The organism is Microbacterium aurum (assembly GCF_016907815.1).
Classification (GTDB): Bacteria; Actinomycetota; Actinomycetes; order Actinomycetales; family Microbacteriaceae; genus Microbacterium; species Microbacterium aurum.
The window spans coordinates 3,092,784-3,109,807 of sequence record NZ_JAFBCQ010000001.1 but is presented as its reverse complement, the minus strand read 5'-3'; the positions used below and the strand labels follow the sequence as shown (position 1 = coordinate 3,109,807).

General features: G+C 71.8%; 15 protein-coding genes. 2 read left to right on the top strand and 13 right to left on the bottom strand.

The features are described from left to right. Positions 1-69: 69 nt before the first annotated feature. The 10 genes from JOD60_RS15245 to JOD60_RS15200 form a co-directional block, all read right to left on the bottom strand. The gene (locus JOD60_RS15245; protein WP_076691455.1) at positions 70-1,023 is read right to left on the bottom strand and encodes an SDR family oxidoreductase; all 954 of its coding nucleotides are present in this window, start codon (positions 1,021-1,023) and stop codon (positions 70-72) included. Then, positions 1,020-1,766 (bottom strand): bile acid:sodium symporter family protein, encoded by a 747-nt coding sequence (locus JOD60_RS15240; RefSeq protein WP_232321634.1) that lies wholly within the window; start codon positions 1,764-1,766, stop codon positions 1,020-1,022. Before JOD60_RS15240 ends, JOD60_RS15245 begins: the two co-directional genes overlap by 4 nt. A gap of 67 nt (positions 1,767-1,833) precedes the next feature. Then, the gene (locus JOD60_RS15235) at positions 1,834-3,126 is read right to left on the bottom strand and encodes a flavin-containing monooxygenase (protein ID WP_076691454.1); all 1,293 of its coding nucleotides are present in this window, start codon (positions 3,124-3,126) and stop codon (positions 1,834-1,836) included. 84 nt (positions 3,127-3,210) lie between these two features. Continuing rightward, on the bottom strand, positions 3,211-3,930 hold the full coding sequence (locus JOD60_RS15230; protein ID WP_076691453.1) for a TSUP family transporter: 720 nt from the start codon (positions 3,928-3,930) through the stop codon (positions 3,211-3,213). A 189-nt stretch (positions 3,931-4,119) separates the two neighbouring features. Then, the gene (locus tag JOD60_RS15225; protein ID WP_076691452.1) at positions 4,120-5,274 is read right to left on the bottom strand and encodes a mannitol-1-phosphate 5-dehydrogenase; all 1,155 of its coding nucleotides are present in this window, start codon (positions 5,272-5,274) and stop codon (positions 4,120-4,122) included. A gap of 8 nt (positions 5,275-5,282) precedes the next feature. Then, a complete protein-coding gene (locus JOD60_RS15220) occupies positions 5,283-5,720 on the bottom strand; it encodes a PTS mannitol transporter subunit IIA (protein ID WP_076691451.1) in 438 nt (145 codons plus the stop codon). Between the two features lie 119 nt (positions 5,721-5,839). Then, positions 5,840-7,510 (bottom strand): PTS mannitol transporter subunit IIBC, encoded by a 1,671-nt coding sequence (locus JOD60_RS15215; protein WP_076691450.1) that lies wholly within the window; start codon positions 7,508-7,510, stop codon positions 5,840-5,842. A 29-nt stretch (positions 7,511-7,539) separates the two neighbouring features. Further along, complete coding sequence (ptsP, locus tag JOD60_RS15210) at positions 7,540-9,201, bottom strand: phosphoenolpyruvate--protein phosphotransferase (protein ID WP_076691449.1); 1,662 nt, start codon at positions 9,199-9,201, stop codon at positions 7,540-7,542. Positions 9,202-9,220: 19 nt separating this feature from the next. After that, positions 9,221-9,496 (bottom strand): HPr family phosphocarrier protein, encoded by a 276-nt coding sequence (locus tag JOD60_RS15205; protein ID WP_076691448.1) that lies wholly within the window; start codon positions 9,494-9,496, stop codon positions 9,221-9,223. After that, entirely contained in the window at positions 9,493-9,867 is a 375-nt protein-coding gene (locus JOD60_RS15200) for a PTS sugar transporter subunit IIB (protein WP_076691447.1), read from the bottom strand. The genes JOD60_RS15205 and JOD60_RS15200 overlap by 4 nt, the downstream gene beginning before the upstream one ends. Positions 9,868-9,976: 109 nt before the next feature. Between JOD60_RS15200 and JOD60_RS15195 the strand changes: the two genes are divergently transcribed. Further along, complete coding sequence (locus tag JOD60_RS15195) at positions 9,977-11,923, top strand: BglG family transcription antiterminator (RefSeq protein WP_076691446.1); 1,947 nt, start codon at positions 9,977-9,979, stop codon at positions 11,921-11,923. A 199-nt stretch (positions 11,924-12,122) separates the two neighbouring features. Here JOD60_RS15195 and JOD60_RS15190 read toward each other — a convergent pair whose 3' ends face one another. From JOD60_RS15190 to JOD60_RS15180, 3 genes are all read right to left on the bottom strand, one after another. After that, entirely contained in the window at positions 12,123-12,695 is a 573-nt protein-coding gene (locus JOD60_RS15190) for a GNAT family N-acetyltransferase (protein WP_076691445.1), read from the bottom strand. A 256-nt stretch (positions 12,696-12,951) separates the two neighbouring features. After that, complete coding sequence (locus JOD60_RS15185; RefSeq protein ID WP_076691444.1) at positions 12,952-14,628, bottom strand: phospho-sugar mutase; 1,677 nt, start codon at positions 14,626-14,628, stop codon at positions 12,952-12,954. Further along, entirely contained in the window at positions 14,625-15,458 is an 834-nt protein-coding gene (locus tag JOD60_RS15180; protein WP_076691443.1) for a purine-nucleoside phosphorylase, read from the bottom strand. Before JOD60_RS15180 ends, JOD60_RS15185 begins: the two co-directional genes overlap by 4 nt. 64 nt (positions 15,459-15,522) lie before the next feature. On the opposite strand from JOD60_RS15180, the gene JOD60_RS15175 reads away from it, so the two are divergent. Next, a complete protein-coding gene (locus JOD60_RS15175) occupies positions 15,523-16,974 on the top strand; it encodes an NAD(P)H-quinone dehydrogenase (protein WP_076691442.1) in 1,452 nt (483 codons plus the stop codon). The last annotated feature ends 50 nt before the right edge of the window (positions 16,975-17,024 follow it).

The following is a 17,024-nucleotide window of genomic DNA, read 5'->3' as shown; positions in this document are numbered from 1 at the left end:
GCGGCGAAGCGCAGTTCTGGCGCGGTTCCGTGGAGTTTTCGCGGACCGTACCACCCCCGACGGGGCGGCTCAGCGGCGGGCGACGCCCGGGTGGGCGGCGAGGTAGGCCTCGAAGGCTTCGCGAGAGGTGAGCGCGGGGGTGTAGCCGAAGTCGCGCTTCAGCGCGGTGTTGTCGAGCACCGGCCGGTAGCGCAGGAACCGCACCTGCTCGGGGCCGTACGGCGTCAGGCGCAGCGCCCGACCGACCCGCAGCGCGAAACCCAGAACGGATGCCGGGACGCGCACCACCGGCTTGCCCAGGCGGGCCGCGATCTCGACGACCGTCACGCGTCCGTCGCCGGCGACGTTGTAGATACCCGCCGGCCCGTCGGTCGCCGCGCGCGCCATCGCGGCGGCGACGTCGTCCACCCACACGAAGACGAACGGCGAGTCCGCGCCGCGCACCGCCAGGATGCGGCGACCGTCCCACAGCGCCGTGATCTGGTTCTGCACGCTGGGCCCGAGGATCGTCCCGATGCGGAACACGACCTGCTCCAGGTTGGGATGCGCGCCGCGGTACTCCGCGAGCATCTCCTCCACGAGCCGCTTGTGCTTCGCATACGCGAACTCGTCGTTGCCGCGGACGGGGTCGCTCTCGCGCAGCCATTCCGGGTTGTCGGCGTGGTACCCGTATGCCGCGCCGGACGACGACACGAAGATCCGCCGTACGCCGGCCGCCACGCACGCCTCGAGCACGTGCCGCGACCCGTCGACGTCGACGCGGTACTCTCGCTCGTGGTCGCGGCCCGGGTTCACGATCGCCGCGAGGTGCACGACGACGTCGATCGCGTGCCGGCGCAGCAGCGGTTCGAGGGTGCTCGCCCGCGTGACGTCGCATTCCCCGTAGACGACGCCGGCGACCGGATGCCGGGGCGCGCGCACGTCGCCCGCGATGACGGCCTCGACGTCGTCGCGGGCGGCGAGGGCTACTGCGACGTGACCGCCGAGGAACCCCGCGCCGCCGGTGATCAGCACGCGACTCATGCCGGGGTGTCCGTCCGCGTCGTCCCGGATGCCGCCGGCGCCGCCGGCGCGTCCGCCACTGCCGCCGCCGCCCGGGCCGCCGCTGCCATCCCGCGTCGGCTGGCGTCGCCCTTGACCGACCCGGTGCGGCGCCTCGTGTGTCGGGCCCACAGTGCCGCCACGACGAGCCCCGCGATGATGTCCCCCACGCCCCACCAGCCGGCGACGATCGCCATGCCGCCGAGTCCTCCGAAGAACGTGAAGATCAGCCCGAGTCCGAGGCCGGCATTGCGGATGCCGACTTCGAACGTCATGGCCTTGCGTTCGCGCGTGCCGAGACCGCCGACGGTCGCGGTGGTCCAGCCGATCGCGAGGGCGACGGCGTCGTGGATCGTGACGGCAAGCACGATGAGCCCGAGGAAGGCGATGAAGTACTGCCAGTTGCCGGCGAGGGCCGCGACGATGAAGGCCAGCAGCGCGATGAGCGAGAACCACTTCACGAACGGCTGCACGCGCGCGGCGAGCCGAGGCAGGCGGTTCCGGACCGTGAGACCCACGACGAACGGAAGCCCGATGACCAGCAGGATCTCCAGCAGCATCTGCCAGCCATTGAGCGAGACGACGTGCAGCAGCGCCTTCGTGTCCGCCCGCAGCGAGCCCCAGAAGGCGACCGACAGGGGCAGCACGAAGATGTAGATGAGGTTCGAGACCGCCGTCATCGACACCGACAGGGCGACGTTGCCGCCGGAGCGATGCGTCAGCACCTGCGAGATGTTGCCCGGCGGACAGCCAGCGTGCCGGGGTTGAAGTTCAGGACGATCTCGTCGGGGTTCATCGCTGGGCTCCGAGACTGGTCCGCGCCTTCCGCACCGCACCGCGATACGCGTCTTTGTTGACGTAGTACGACATTCGGGCAAGGCCGAGGTACCGGTAGCCGCCGGTGAGGTCGGGCCAGGGCTCGTCGGCGACCCGGCGGCGGAACGCCGCCTGCGCCGCGGCATCCGCCGTCAGGTACGTCGCGATGAGCTCGGCCTGCTCGTACCGACCCTGCCAGCCGATGCCGGACGCCTCGATCATGCCCATCACGTACAGGCCGTTGAACGACGGCGGGAAGATGTTGAGGTACAGCTTCGGCGCCGTGCCGGTCCAGTTGAGGGCCGCGCGGTCGACGAACGGGTAGTCCAGCGTGTAGCCGGTCGCCAGCAGCACCGTGTCGTACTCTCCGCTCGTCCCGTCGCGGAAGTGCACCGTCTGTCCGTCGAAGCGGTCGATGTCGCTGCGGATGCCGATGTCGCCCTGACCGAGGTGGTTCAGCACGAGCGTGTTGACGATCGGGTGCGACTCGTAGATCCGGTAGTCGGGCTTCGGAAAGCCGAAGCGCACCGGGTCGCCGGTGAACGCGCGCAGCACGCGCGTGTCGACGAACTGCTTGATCCGCGCCGGGAGCGGACGCCCCTGGTTGAGGGTGTCGGAGGGTCGGCCGAACAGGTATCGCGGCACGAAGTAGTACCCGCGCCGCACGCTCATGTCGACGGATGCCGCGTGGTGGACGGCATCGACGGCGATGTCGCACCCGGAGTTTCCTGCCCCGACGATGAGCACCCGCCTGCCGTCGAGCTGGCGCGCGCTCTTGTACGTCGAGGTGTGGAAGATCTCGCCGGTGAAGGTCCCCGGGAAGGTGGGGACGGCGGGCTCCGCGAGCGTGCCGTTGGCGAGGATCACGGCGTCGAATCGCTCCGCGGTCTCGCCGTCCGGGCCGCTCGAGGCGACGAGCCACCCGCCGCCGTCGGCCGGCGTCACGGCCGTCACCTTCGTGTCGAAGCGGAACAGCTCGGTCAGCCCGAAATGGTCCGCGTAGTCCCGGAAGTACTCGATCAGCACCCGGTGGCTGGGGTAGTCGGCATCCGTCGCCATCGGGAACTCCGCGAACTGCGTCGTCGTGCGCGACGAGATGAGGTGGGCGGACTCGTACATCGTGGAGCGGGGGTTCTCGATGTCCCAGAGGCCGCCGACGCCGCGCGAGGCCTCGAAGCCGACGACCTCGAGCCCCGCCTTCTGCAGCGCGCGTGCCGCCGACAGGCCCGACGGTCCCGCGCCGATGACGGCGCAGCGATGTGTGTGCATCCCCAGATACTCCTTCGTACCCGGCGCGCGCGGCGCGCCAGCGACACGATGTTAGCGGCTGCTAACTGAAATCCGGAATCGGTGTCAGGACCACAGTGCCAGGATGCCGCGGACGAGCACCACTGTCGCACCCGCCCACGCGATCGCGAGCATCGCGCGGCGGGCGGTCGGGGCCGGGACGAACCTCACCAGAAGGCTTCCGACGACGATGCCGGCCGCCGTCGCGGCGACGAGGATCGTCACGTCGACGGACGGTAGCGCGGGGAGCCCGCGCAGCAGCACCGAGACGGCGCTGAACGCGACGAAGATCACCTGCACGCTCGCCGCGAACGATCGCTGCGGCCACCGGTCGCCGACGGCGTGCGCCGCCAGCGGCGGGCCCGACAGGCCGCTCGCGACGTGCATGAATCCGGCGGCGGCGCCCGCGGCGACGGCTCCCGAGCGTCCGGTGAGCGCCTGGGCCAGGGCGGGGAGGTGCCCGGCGACGAGCGCGAAGTAGGCCAGCGCCGCGATCATGAGCAGCAGCGCCGGGTCGGGGAGCACGCGGACGACGAACGCGCCGGCCGGAGCGGCGATCAGGCCCGGCCAGATGAGCCACCAGGAGCGCCGCCAGTCGACGTCGCGCCAGACGAGCGGCACGGCCGCGAGGGACGCGACGAGCGCCAGCAGCACGCCCAGCGTCACGCCCTCCCGCCCGCCGTAGAGCAGGACGACCGGTCCGATGAGCACGAGCACGAAGCCGAGACCCGTGATGCGCTGGATCACCGCGGCGACGAAGGCGGCGGATGCGGCGGCGAGGAGCACGAGGGCAGAGTTTACGGGGCGCAGGTGACGCGCCGGTGACGCGCCGGGGATCCGCCGTCGTGGGATCCCCGCCGGAAGCGTGCGACTGCAACGACCGGTGGGGTGCTGCCGCCGCGCGCCTTCCCGGTCGTTGAGCGAGCGAGGACGAGCGAGACGAAACGCGGTGAACGCGGGGGCGGGGCGCGCCGGTTACCCGGCGAGGGCGGCCTGGCGGGCGCGGACGACCTTCTCGACGGCGGCGAACAGGGGGTGCGCGGGTTCCAGCCCCGTTACCCCCGTCGTGAACGTCGCGGCATCCTCCTCGCGGAGGCGGCGCTGCAGCTCGACGGACTGTTCGTCCTCGGGCTCGTCGAACTCGAGGGCCGCGGCCATCGCCGCTACGAGCGCCGACGTCGCCAGTCCCCGCTCCGCGGCGGCTGCTGCCGGGCCGACGAAGCGCTCGTGGCGCGACAGCTTCCGCAGCGGCTGCCGTCCCACCCGCCCCACGGTGTCCGGCAGGGCAGGGTTGGCGAACCGGCGGAGGATCGTGGCGCGGTAGGCGGCGAGGTCCGCGGCGTCCAGCCCGTGAACGGCCTCGAGCAGCGTCGAGGTCTCCTCGAGTGTCGCGGCGACCTTCGCGGCGATCGCCGGGTCGGCGAGCGCGTCGGAGATCTTCTCGATCCCGGCCTGCGCGCCGAAGTACGCCGTCGTGGCGTGGCCGGTGTTGACGGTGAACAGCTTCCGCTCGATGTAGGGCGCGAGGTCGTCGACGAAGTGCGCGCCGGGGATGTGCGGCGGGTTGTCGCCGAACGGCCCGCGCTCGATCGCCCACTCGAAGAACGGCTCGACGGTGACATCGACGCCGGCGCCGGGCGCCTGCGCCGGGACGATGCGGTCGACGGCGGTGTTGGCGAACACGGCACGGTTCGCCACGGCATCCCACGCCTCGCCCGCCTGCGCGCGGATCTCCTCGCGCAGCAGATCGGTCGCTCCGATGGCGTTCTCGCATGCCATGACCTGCAGCGGCGGCAGCGCGGGGTCGCGCAGTGCCAGCCCGGCGAGGATGTGCGGCGCGACGAACTTCAGGATCGTGGGACCGACGGCCGTCGTGACGACGTCCGCGGTGGCGATCTCGTCGATCACGTCCTGCGGGTCGGTGGCGCTGTTGATCGCTCGGTATCCGGTGACGACCCGGTCCGTCCCGCCCTCGCCGACCTCGTGGACGGTGTAGCTGGACGTCGCGTTGATGGCGTCGACGAGGGATGCCGCGACATCCGAGAACACCAGCTCATAGCCCCCGTCGTGCAGCAGCAGACCGACGAAGCCGCGTCCGATGTTGCCGGCGCCGAAGTGGACGGCCTTCATGGCGCGCCTCAGCCGTTCACCGAGGCGAGCAGGGCGTAGAGCTCCTCGGGGGTCTGCGCCGCCTTCAGGCGGGCGACCTCGTCCTCCTCGGAGAAGATCAGAGCGATCTGCGACAGGATGTCGAGGTGCTCATCGCCCTTGCCGGCGATGCCGACGACGAAGGTGACGTGCTCGCCGTCCCAGTCGATGCCGCCGTCGTAGCGGACGAACGAGAGCGCCGAGTCGAGGATCGCCGACTTCGTCTCGTTGGTGCCGTGGGGGATCGCCAGCTCGTTGCCCATGTACGTGGACACCGTCGCCTCGCGCTGCTGCATGGCGTCGAAGTACGCGCTCGTGACCGCACCGGCGGCCTCCAGGATGTCGGCGGCCTCGCGCAGGGCATCCTCCTTCGACACCGACCCGGAGTGGATCCGCACCTGACCGACGTTCAGGACTTCGCGTGACATGTCATCCTCTTCTCGTTCGTGCTCTCGTGATCGATCTGGGCTCATCGTAGGCGCCGAGCCCATGACGGCGAGGGCCGCAGCCGGGGCATCGCGCATCCCGGCTCCGCGGCGGTCTGTGCTCAGCCGCGGTTCTTGTGCTGGTCGACGACCATGTCCACGACCTCGTCGTACTTCGGCGAGTTCATGAAGTTGTCGACGGACACGTGCAGCGCCTCGGGCGTGCGCCCGCGCGCCCGGTCGGTGAGCTGCTGCTGCGTGATCACGAGGTCCTCGCTGCCATCGAGGTTCGCGATCGCCTTGTTGGTGACCGAGACGTCGTCGACGCCGGCCTTCTTGATCTTGTTGCGCAGCACGCTCGCGCCCATGGCGGACGAGCCCATGCCGGCGTCGCACGCGAACACGATGGTCTTCACGGTCTTGGTGGCCCCCACCGCGCCCGTCGCGATCGAGTCCGCGGCCAGATCCGCCTGGACCGGGGCCTGCCCGCCGCCGACGCCGTGGTTGGACGCGGCACCGGCGCGCAGGTTCGCCAGGGTCTCCGACGACTTGCCCTTGTTCGCCTCGGTCTGCGCGATCGCGGCCTCGAAGGACGCGGAGGACTCGGCCTCCGCCGCGAGGTCGCGCCCCCGCGAAGCCCGGAGGATCACGCCCGTGATGAGGAAGGTCACGGCGGCCGCGAGGATCACGGAGAGGTAGACCACGAGCAGGTTGCCCACGCCGCCGGCCTCGGGCGTCAGCGCCGCAGCGGTGACCGCGATGATGCTGCCCGGGGCAGCGGGGAAGGACAGGCCGCCGCCGAAGATCATGTTCGTCGTCACACCGGTCGCGCCACCCGCGATGAGCGCGAGGATGGTCAGCGGCTTGCTGAGCGCGTACGGGAAGTAGATCTCGTGGATACCGCCGAGGAACTGGATGATCGCCGCGCCGGGAGCGGAGGCCTTCGCCGCGCCGACGCCGAAGAAGGTGAAGGCGAGGAGGAGGCCGAGACCGGGGCCGGGGTTGGCCTCGATGAGGAACAGGATCGACTTGCCCGCCTCGGTGGCCTGCTGGATGCCGAGGGGCGTGAACACACCGTGGTTGATGGCGTTGTTGAGGAACAGCACCTTCGCGGGCTCGACGATGATCGACAGGAGCGGCAGCAGCTTCGCGCCGACGAGCCATTCGACGATGCCACCGAGGAACTCGCTGATGCCGAGCATCACGGGGCCGAAGGCGAAGAAGCCGAAGATCGCGAGGAGCATGCCCAGGATGCCGGCGGAGAAGTTGTTCACCAGCATCTCGAAGCCGGGGCGGATCTTGCCGTCCCACAGCCGGTCCATGTGCTTGGTGACCCACGCCGCGAGCGGGCCCATGATCATCGCACCGAGGAACATCGGGATGTTCGTGCCGACGATGACGCCCATGGTCGCGATCGTGGCGACCACGCCGCCGCGCTCGCCGTAGACCATGCGGCCGCCGGTGTTGGCGATGAGGAGCGGCAGCAGGTAGGTCACCATCGGGCCGACCAGGCCGACGTACGTGGTGAAGGTCGCCCCGTCCTCGCTCTGCGCGAGGGCGGTCATCGCACCCTGCCAGCCGATGGTGGCGGCGTCGCCGAACCCGCCGAGCAGGTTGGCGACGGGGTACCAGCCGCCCAGCCAGCCCGCCGAGATGAAGAGCATCGTGATGAAGCCCCAGGCGATGAACGCCGCGATGTTGGGCATGATCATACCCGACAGGAACGTGCCGAACCGCTGCACGCCGACGCGTGCCCGGTTCACCCCCGTGGTGGGTGTGGACGCCGTTGTCATGGTGTGTTTCTCCTTCGGGTGGACCGCGACTACGCGGCGTGCTGAGCCGCGGCCTGCGCCGCTGCTCGGGCGGATGCCGCGTCATCGGCGGCAAGGGCGGCCTGGGCGATGCGCTGGGCGTCGGCGAGGTCGTACTGCAGAAGCGATGCGCGCACGTCGGCAAGAGCCGTCGGCGCCATCGAGAGTGTCGTCGCGCCCATGCCGACCAGCGCGACTGCCAGCAGCGGGTCGGCCGCGGCCTCGCCGCAGATGCCGACCGGCTTGCCGTTGGCCTTGCCGCCGTCGGTGGTGGCCTTGATGAGGCGCAGCACGGCGGGATGCCACGGGTCCTGGAACGAGGCGACCGACCCGAGCAGACGGTCGGCGGCCATGGTGTACTGCGTGAGGTCGTTCGTGCCGATCGAGGCGAAGTCGGCGATCTCCAGCACACGGTCGGCCATGAGCGCCGCCGAGGGCACCTCGACCATGACGCCGGCGGTCTTGATGCCGTACTCCTTCGCGAGGGTGACGAAGTACCGTGTCTCCTCGACGGTCGAGACCATGGGAGCCATGACCCACAGGTCGGCCTCGGTTGCGGCATCCGCGTTCGCGAGGGCGGTCAGCTGCTCGCGCAGGATGTCCTCGCTCGCGCGGAGGGCACGGAGGCCCCGGAGGCCCAATGCCGGGTTGTCCTCGTGCGCGTCGTTGAGGAACGCGAGGGGCTTGTCGGCGCCGGCATCCAGCGTCCGCACGACGACCTTCTTCCCGGGGAAGGCCTGCAGCAACTCGGTGTAGGCCTTCGTCTGCTCCTCGACGGTCGGTGCCTGCGTGGCGGAGAGGAAGAGGAACTCGGTGCGGAACAGGCCCACGCCCTCGGCGCCGAGTTCGACCGCCTCGGCGGCGCCGCTGGGCTTGCCGAGGTTCGCCAAGAGCGGGACGCGCGTGCCGTCCTTCAGTGCGCCGGGCGTGACGGGGGCGGATGCCGCGGCCGCCCGCGCGTCGGCACGGTGCTGCGCCTGCGCCAGCTCGTCGGGGGTCGGGTCGGTCGTCACGACGCCCTTGGCGGCGTCGACGATGACGGTGTCACCGTCGACGAGGTCCTCCGCGCCCGCGACGCCCACGACCGCGGGGATCGACTTCTCGCGGGCGAGGATCGCGGTGTGCGAGGTGGGACCGCCCTCGGTGGTGACGAGGGCCAGCACCTTGTCGAGGTCGAGCAGGGCCGTGTCGGCGGGGGCGAGATCCTTCGCGACGAGCACGAACGGGTGGCCGGGGTCGGGGACGCCCGGCGCCGGCAGGCCGCGCAGCCGCGCGATGACACGCTGGGCGACGTCGTCGAGGTCGGCGGCGCGCTCACCGAGGTAGCCGCCCATCGCCGCGAGGGTGTCGCGGAAGCTCGCGAAGGCGTCATGGACGGCGAACTCAGCGGTCTTGCCGGCGTTCACCCGGGTCTGGACCTCGGCGTCGAGGGTGGGGTCCTCTGCCATCATCGCCTGCGCCTCGAGCACCTCGCGGGCCATTCCGCCGGCGCGGGAGCCGCGCTCCTCGAGCTCGCGGGCGACGGCGGCGACCGCCTCGCGCACCCGGGCGAGCTCCTCCTCCGGAGTGAGGGTGCTCGCGGCATCCGACGGCGCCGGCAACGGCTCCGCCATCCGGGCGACCGGCCCCTGGGCCACTCCCAGTCCGATCCCGACTCCACGCAGTTGTGCCATCTCTTCGTCTCCTTCGGCTTCAGTTCTCGTCGTGATCGGTGGTCAGCAGTTCGGCGAGGGTGTCGAGCACCTGCTCGGCGTTGTCGCCGTCGGCCGCGAGGGTGACGTAGTCGCCCTTCTCGGCGCCGAGGGCGATGACGCCCAGGATGCTGGCGGCGTTGACCGGCGCCCCCGAGCCCTTGGAGATGGTGACCGGGATGCCGGAGTCCTTGACCGCCTGCGCGAACAGCTTGGCGGGGCGGGCGTGCAGGCCATTGGACGATCCGATCCGGATCGTGCGCGTCACAGCGGTCATGCGGGGTTCCTCTCGGTGGGGGCGTTCTCGGTCTGCAGGGGGCTCGGCGCCGGGACGTCCGGCGCGCCGGCGGCCAGTGCCGCCTCGACGAGCGCCAGCGTGCGGCTGCCGTCGAGGTCGGTGAAGATGTCCGGCGGCAGCAGCACGACGCGGGTCTCGCGGGGTTCCGCCTCCCGACGGATGCGCTCGAGGGCGTGCTGCAGGTGAGGACCCACGAGCACGACATCGGCCGCATCGAGGTCGATCGGCAGCGACTGCTCCGTTCCGGCGACGGCGCTGAACCCGCGCCCGGCCGCCTGCGCGGCATGGCGGATGCGCTGCGCCACGAACGTGCTCGACGCTCCCGCGCCGCACACCACGAGGATCCTCATCGATCCGCCTCCTTCACGGCCATTCTTGTGAAAGCGCTGGGAGCGGACAACCACTCTCCTTTCCGCGGGGGCGGAAACTCCCGGCGGGTCGCATGGTTGACTGGACGACGTGAGCAGAGCGCGCCAGGACCGGGTCATCGCGCTGCTCTCCCGGGAGGGCGACTGGGTCACCGCCGCCGAGCTCGCCGACGTCGTCGGGGTCACGCCTCGCAGCATCCGCAGCTACGTCACGGCGCTGAACGCGCGCGTGCCCGGCGGTCTCGTCGTCGAGTCGGGACCGCTCGGCTACCGCGCCGGGCCGGACGCGACGACCGCGCTGCGCGCCGCCGTCGACACGGCCACCCCCCGCGAGCGCGTGCACCGGCTGGTGCGCGCGCTGCTCGACGGTCGCGACGGCATCGACGTGTTCGAGGTCGCGGAGCAGTTCCACGTCAGCCCCGCGACCCTCGAGGGCGACCTCGGCCGGGTGCGGGCGCTCCTCGGCGACAGCGAGCTGACGCTCGAGCGCACCGGCGCGCGGGCGCGGCTGCGGGGCACCGAGATGGCGCAGCGGCGCCTGCTCAGCAGGCTCGCCCACGACGAGACCGACGACGGCACCTTCGACCTTGAGGCCCTCCGACGCAGCCTCGGCGAGGGCTCGATCGGCGAAGCGGTGTTCGGCCCCTTCAAGGCCGAGCTCGTCTCGGGCCTCGGCGACCTCGGCTACTTCGTCAACGAGTTCGGCATCGGCGACGTCATGATGCACATCGCGATCACCGCCGACCGGGTGGCGCACGACCGCGCACTGGCGACGACGCTCGCCGCCGTCGTGCCGCCCGCGCAGGAGCAGGTGGGGGAGCTGCTGGACCGGCTGTGCGCCCAGTACCTCGGCGTGCAGCTGGGAGCGGGCGACCGCCGGCACCTCGCCGCGCTGGTGCTCAGTCGCGTCGTCGCGCCGGGAGCGGGGGAGCCGGCATCCGTCATCCGCTCCCGCCTGCAGCCCGATGTCGAACAGGCCGTCCGCGATGTCGTGCAGCGCGCGGCCGCAGAGTTCCTCGTCGACATCGCGCACGAGGACTTCGTGCTGCGCCTCGCCCTGCACGTGCAGAACCTCCGTCTGCGCGCGCGGGAGCAGGCATGGTCGCGCAATCCGCTGACGCGGTCGCTGAAGTCGTCGTACCCGATGATCTTCGAGGTCGCGGTGTACATCGCCGACGGACTGCGCGGGCTCCTCGGCATCCCCATCCTCGACGACGAGATCGCGTACATCGCCATGCACGTGGGTGGACGGCTGGAGCGCAGCCGCCGCGGCGGCACGCAGCTGACCGCCACGATCGTCTGCCCGGGGTACTACGAGCTGCACGAGCTGCTGCGCTCGAGCGTCGACCGTTCGCTCGGTCAGGCCGTGGACGTCGTGGGGGTCCAGACGCGCGCCGACCCCGACTGGGACGCCATCGACACCGACCTCATCCTCACGACGATCGACCCGCCGTTCGCGGGCGACCGCGTCGTGCGAATCCAGCCGTTCCTCACGGAGGGCGACGTCGAACGGGTGCAGGCCGCCGCCGGCCGCGTGCGCCGTGCCCGCCGGTTGGCGCGGCTGCGGGCGGAGCTGGAGCGGTACTTCTCGGCCGACGCCTTCGTCGCTGAGGTGCCGCCGGATGCCGACGAAGAGAGCGTCATCCGGATGCTGGGGGCGCGACTGGTCGCGCAGGGCGTCATCGACGAGGACTACGTGGAGCGCACGCTCGAACGCGAGCGGCTGTCGTCGACGGCGTTCACCGACGCGCTCGCCGTCCCGCACGCGCTCGGCATGACCGCGAGCCGCACCGCGATCGCTGTGGCGCTCGCCGATCCTTCGATGCCGTGGGGCCCGCCGTCACCGGCGGGAGATCAGGGGCGCGTGCAGGTGATCGCGATGGTCGCGTTCTCGCAGAGCGACCGCGAGGCGTTCCAGACGGTCTTCGAGCAGCTCGTCGAGGTGTTCAGCGAGCGCGAGAGCGTGCAGCGGATCGTCCGCCGCGGCACGGCGTTCGGGCCGTTCCTCGATGAGCTCGTCGCCGTCGTCGACGGCTGAGGAGCGCGGTGGGGTGGGGTGCTGCGCCTGCCGGTGACTGTGCGCGAGTGCCCGTGCCCGCCGCCGTGCCCGCCCGTGCCCGCGAACTGCAAGGTCGCGTGGGCGACACGCCGCGGATGCCGGGGCGGCAGCGGCGTGCCGCTGACGATCCCTTGCAGTTAGCGCGCGGCCAGCGCGATGAGGCGGGGCGACGGGCGCGTCAGCCGCGGGCGAGGCGCGCCTGCAGTCCGTTGCGGACGGCGGGCCACTCGTGCGGGAGGATCGAGTACACGACGGTGTCGCGCAGCGACCCGTCGGGTCCGCGGCGGTGATTGCGCAGCACGCCGTCGCGCTTGGCGCCGAGCCGCTCGATCGCCGCGCGCGACTGGCGGTTGTGCCAGTGGGTGCACAGTTGCACCGCGATCACCTCGCACGCCTCGAACGCGTGGCCCAGGATCAGCAGCTTCGCGGCGGTGTTGACGGCGGTGCGCTGCACCGTCGGCGACAGCCACGTGTAGCCCACCTCGACCCGCGGGCTGTCGAGGTCGATCCCGCAGAAGGTCGTCATGCCCACGGCGCGGCCGCCGACGATGACGGCGAAGGGGTTCATCCTCCCGGCATCCCGCTCGGCGAGACGGTGCGTGATCTCGTCGGGCACCGATGCCGGGACCGACGTGTACCACGCGTACTCCAGCCCCTCGCCAGCGTCGGTGAGGTCGTCCGCGTGGGCGTGGCTGAGCGGTTCCAGCCGGACGAACGGGTTCTCGAGGACGGCGGGGTCGGTCAGCAGCACGGGTTCGAGCCTACGCGTGTTCCTAACTCAGTCCGCCCGTGCCAGGCCCGCGCGCTCGCTCCCGGGATTCCGGGCTGAGGCTGCCGGGCCCGCGGCGAGGAGACTGAATACGGCCCGGGCCCGGCCCGCCACCCGCCCCGGCGCCACCCGGCCAGGCCCTCACCCGCGCGCCCGCCACCCGACCGCCACCCGCCCAGCCGTCACCCGCCCGGGCGCTCAGGCCCTGGCGGCCGCGATCAGCCCTGCGCCGCCGCGATCAGCTCTGCGCCGCCGCGATCAGCTCCCGCGCGGCGGCGTCGAGTGCGGCCAGACGGGCGGCGGCGTCGGCCGCGGTCTCGCCGCGCACGTCGAGGTACGCCTTGAGCTTCGGCTCGGTGCCGCTCGGGCGCACGATGACGCGCGACCCGTCGGCCAGCCACAGCCGCAGCACGTCGCCGGGCGGGAAGCCGTCCACGCCTGTCAGCAGGTCGTCGATGCGCGTGACGGCCACGGTGCCGAGGGCGGCCGGAGGGGCCGCGCGCAGCACCGCCATGATCCGGGAGATCACCGACACGTCCTCCACCCGCAGCGACACCTGCCCGGACTGGAAGAACCCGAAGGTCTCCTGGAACTGGGTCAGCAGGTCGGCGAGCGTGTGACCCTGTTCGCGCGCCTCGGCGATCATGCCGAGGATCGCGACAGCCGCGGAGATGCCGTCCTTGTCGCGCACCGTCTCGGGATTGACGAGGTAGCCGAGGGCCTCCTCGAAGCCGTAGACGATCCCGGGGGCGCGGGAGATCCACTTGAAACCGGTGAGGGTCGCGTGGAAGTCCAGGCCGTAGTGCTCCGCGACGGTCTGCAGGCCGGGGGAGGAGACGAGCGAGCAGGCGAGCGAGGCTCCGGGGCGGGCCTCGCCGGCCGCGCGCGCGGCGGCGCGCCAGCCGAGCAGCAGGCCGATCTCGTTGCCGGTCAGGCGCCGCCAGCCACCGTCGGCGGCGGCGTCGGGGATCGCGACCGCCAGGCGGTCGGCGTCGGGGTCGTTGGCGATGACGAACTCGGCATCCGCCTGCCGCGCGGTCTCGAAGGCGAGGTCCATCGCGCCCGGCTCCTCGGGATTGGGGAACGCGACGGTCGGAAAGCGCCCGTCGGGCGCGATCTGGGCTTCGACGACGGTCGGCTCGGGGTAGCCGGCGAGATGCAGGATCGCGCGCAGCGTCTCGTAGCCGACGCCGTGCATGGCGGTGTAGACCCAGGTCATCCCCGCCGCTCCCGCCGACGCCGGGGCGACGGTCGCGGTCGCCGCGATGTAGGCCTGCACGACGGACTCGTCCGCCGTCTCGTACGCGCCGCGGGGCAGGTCGGCGACGACGGATGCCGCGGCCACCCGATCGATGTGCGCGGCGATCTCGGCGTCGGCCGGCGCGACGATCTGCGACCCCTCGTCGGCGCCGCCGAGGTACACCTTGTAGCCGTTGTCGTCGGGCGGGTTGTGCGACGCGGTGACCATGACGCCCGCGGCGGCGCCGAGGTGCCGCACCGCGAACGCGAGCACCGGGGTGGGCAGCAGCCGCGGCAGCAGCACGGCGCGCAGGCCCGCTCCGGCGAACAGCTCCGCCGAGTCGCGGGCGAACACGTCGGAGTTCCGGCGTCCGTCGTAGCCGATGACCACCGTGGGCGTCGTCCCGGGGGCCGCCTTCTCCCGCAGGTAGGCGGCGAAGCCTGCGGCGGCCTGCGACACCAGCACCCGGTTCATCCGGTTGCTGCCGGCGCCGAGCCGGCCGCGCAGGCCCGCCGTGCCGAACTGCAGTCGGGCGCTGAACCGGTCGGCGAGCTCGGCCGCGGCATCCGCATCGCCCGCCTCGTCGCGCGCGATCAGGTTGGTCAGCTCCGCCTGCGTGTCGGGGTCGGGGTCCTGCGCGAGCCAGGCCCGCGCGGCGGCCCGCACGTCGCTCACAGCGCGCCGATCACGCGGGCGAGGAGCGCGGAGATGACGGGCTCCGCGGCCTGTCCGGCCTCGATGACCTCGCGGTGGCTGAGGGGCGTCGTCTGGATGCCGGCGGCCATGTTGGTGATGAGCGAGAACCCGAGGAGCTCCATTCCGGCCTGACGCGCGGCGATCGCCTCGAGCGCCGTCGACATGCCGACGATGTGACCGCCGATCGTCTTGGCCATGCGCACCTCGGCGGGCGTCTCGTACTGCGGCCCGCGGAACTGGCAGTACACGCCCTCGTCGAGCGTGGGGTCGATCGTGCGGGCGAGGTCGCGCAGGCGCGTGGAGTACAGGTCGGTGAGGTCGATGAAGGTGGCGCCCTCGAGCGGCGAGTCGCCGGTGAGGTTGATGTGGTCGCTGATGAGGACCGGGGTGCCGGCCTTCCAGGTCGGCTTGATGCCGCCGGCGCCGTTGGTGAGCACCATCGTCTTCGCGCCCGTCGCCGCGGCGGTGCGCACGCTGTGCACGACGCGGCGGACGCCGTGGCCCTCGTAGTAGTGCGTGCGCGCGCCGATGACGAGCACCCGCTTGCCGGAGGGGGTCAGGATGCTGCGCAGCGACCCGACATGGCCGGCGAGGGCAGGTGCGCTGAACCCGGTGACCTCGGTCGCGGGGATCGTCACGGTGGTCTCGCCGACGAGTTCGGCGGCCTTGCCCCAGCCACTGCCGAGCGTGAGGGCGATGTCGTGACGCTCGACTCCGGTGAGGCGGGCGATGTCGGATGCCGCGGCGGCGGCGATCTCGAACGGGTCGGCCGCGGGGTCGTCGAGGGGGTTGCTGTACGAGTCGGACATGGCTCCCACTCTAGGAAACCCGGCCGGTGTTCGGACAGAGCGGGCCGGCTGAGACAATGGAGCAATGTCTTCGAGCTTCGTGAACACCCAGTCGGTCGCCGTCCTCGGCGGCGGCCCCGGGGGATACGAGGCGGCGCTGGCCGCCGCACAGCTCGGGGCGGAGGTGACCCTCGTCGAGCGTGCGGGGGTGGGCGGCGCGGCGGTCATCACCGACGTCGTGCCCTCGAAGAGCCTCATCGCCACGGCGGATGCCGCCGTCGCGATCGCGGAGGCGTCGGATCTCGGCGTGCAGCTGTTCGCGCACGGGGAGTCGGGGCGCCCTCTCAAGCCCGAGATCGCGATCAACCTCGCCGCGGTCAACAAGCGGCTGATGTCGCTGGCGCGCCAGCAGTCCGACGACATGCGCGCCCAGCTCGTGGATGCCGGCGTGCGCATCATCTCGGGGCACGGCCGCCTCGACGATCACCACTCGATCATCGTGGCCACCGGCCCCGGCGGGACCGACTTCGACCGCGTCGAGGCCGACACTCTCGTCGTCGCGGTCGGGGCGTCGCCCCGCCAGCTGCCGAGCGCCATGCCCGACGGGGAGCGCATCCTCACCTGGACCCAGCTCTACGACATGACGTCGCTGCCCGAGCATCTCATCGTCGTGGGATCCGGCGTCACCGGCGCGGAGTTCGCCTCCGCCTACATGAACCTCGGCGCGAAGGTCACCTTGATCTCCAGCCGCGACCACGTCCTCCCCGGCGAGGACCGGGATGCCGCGGCCGTGCTCGAGAAGGTCTTCACGCGCGGCGGGATGACGGTGATGTCGCGCTCCCGCGCCGAGACGGTGGAGCGGGCCGGCGACGGCGTCGTCGTGACCCTCTCCGACGGGCGCACCGTCGAGGGCAGCCACTGCCTGATGGCGGTCGGATCCATCCCCAACACGGCGGGCATCGGGCTCGCCGAGACGGGCGTGCAGCTCACCGACTCGGGGCACATCCGGGTCAACCGGGTCGCCCGCACCTCGGTGCCCAACATCTATGCGGCGGGAGACTGCACGACCTTCGTGCCCCTGGCATCCGTCGCCTCGATGCAGGGACGCACCGCGATCTTCCATGCGCTCGGTGACACCGTGATCCCGCTGGAGCGTCGCCGGATCACCGCGAACATCTTCACCGCTCCCGAAATCGCGACCGTCGGGCGGCAGGAGAAGGACCTCGAGACGGGCGCGATCAACGGCTACGTGCACAAGCTGCCGCTCGCCGCGAACGCGCGGGCGAAGATGATGGGCATCAAGGACGGGTTCGTCAAGATCATCGCGCGGGAGGGGAGCGGCACCGTCATCGGCGGCGTCATCGTCGCGCCGCGCGCGTCGGAGCTCATCTACCCCATCGCGATCGCCGTCGAGCGCCGCCTCACGGTCGACCAGGTCTCCCGCGTGTTCGCGGTCTTCCCGTCGCTGACCGGGTCGATCACCGATGCCACGCGCGCGATGCACCTCGTCAACCGCGACGACGACTTCTTCGGCTGATCGCACCCGGCGCCGCCGGGGGGATCCGCCGCCGTTCCGCGGGAGCCCCG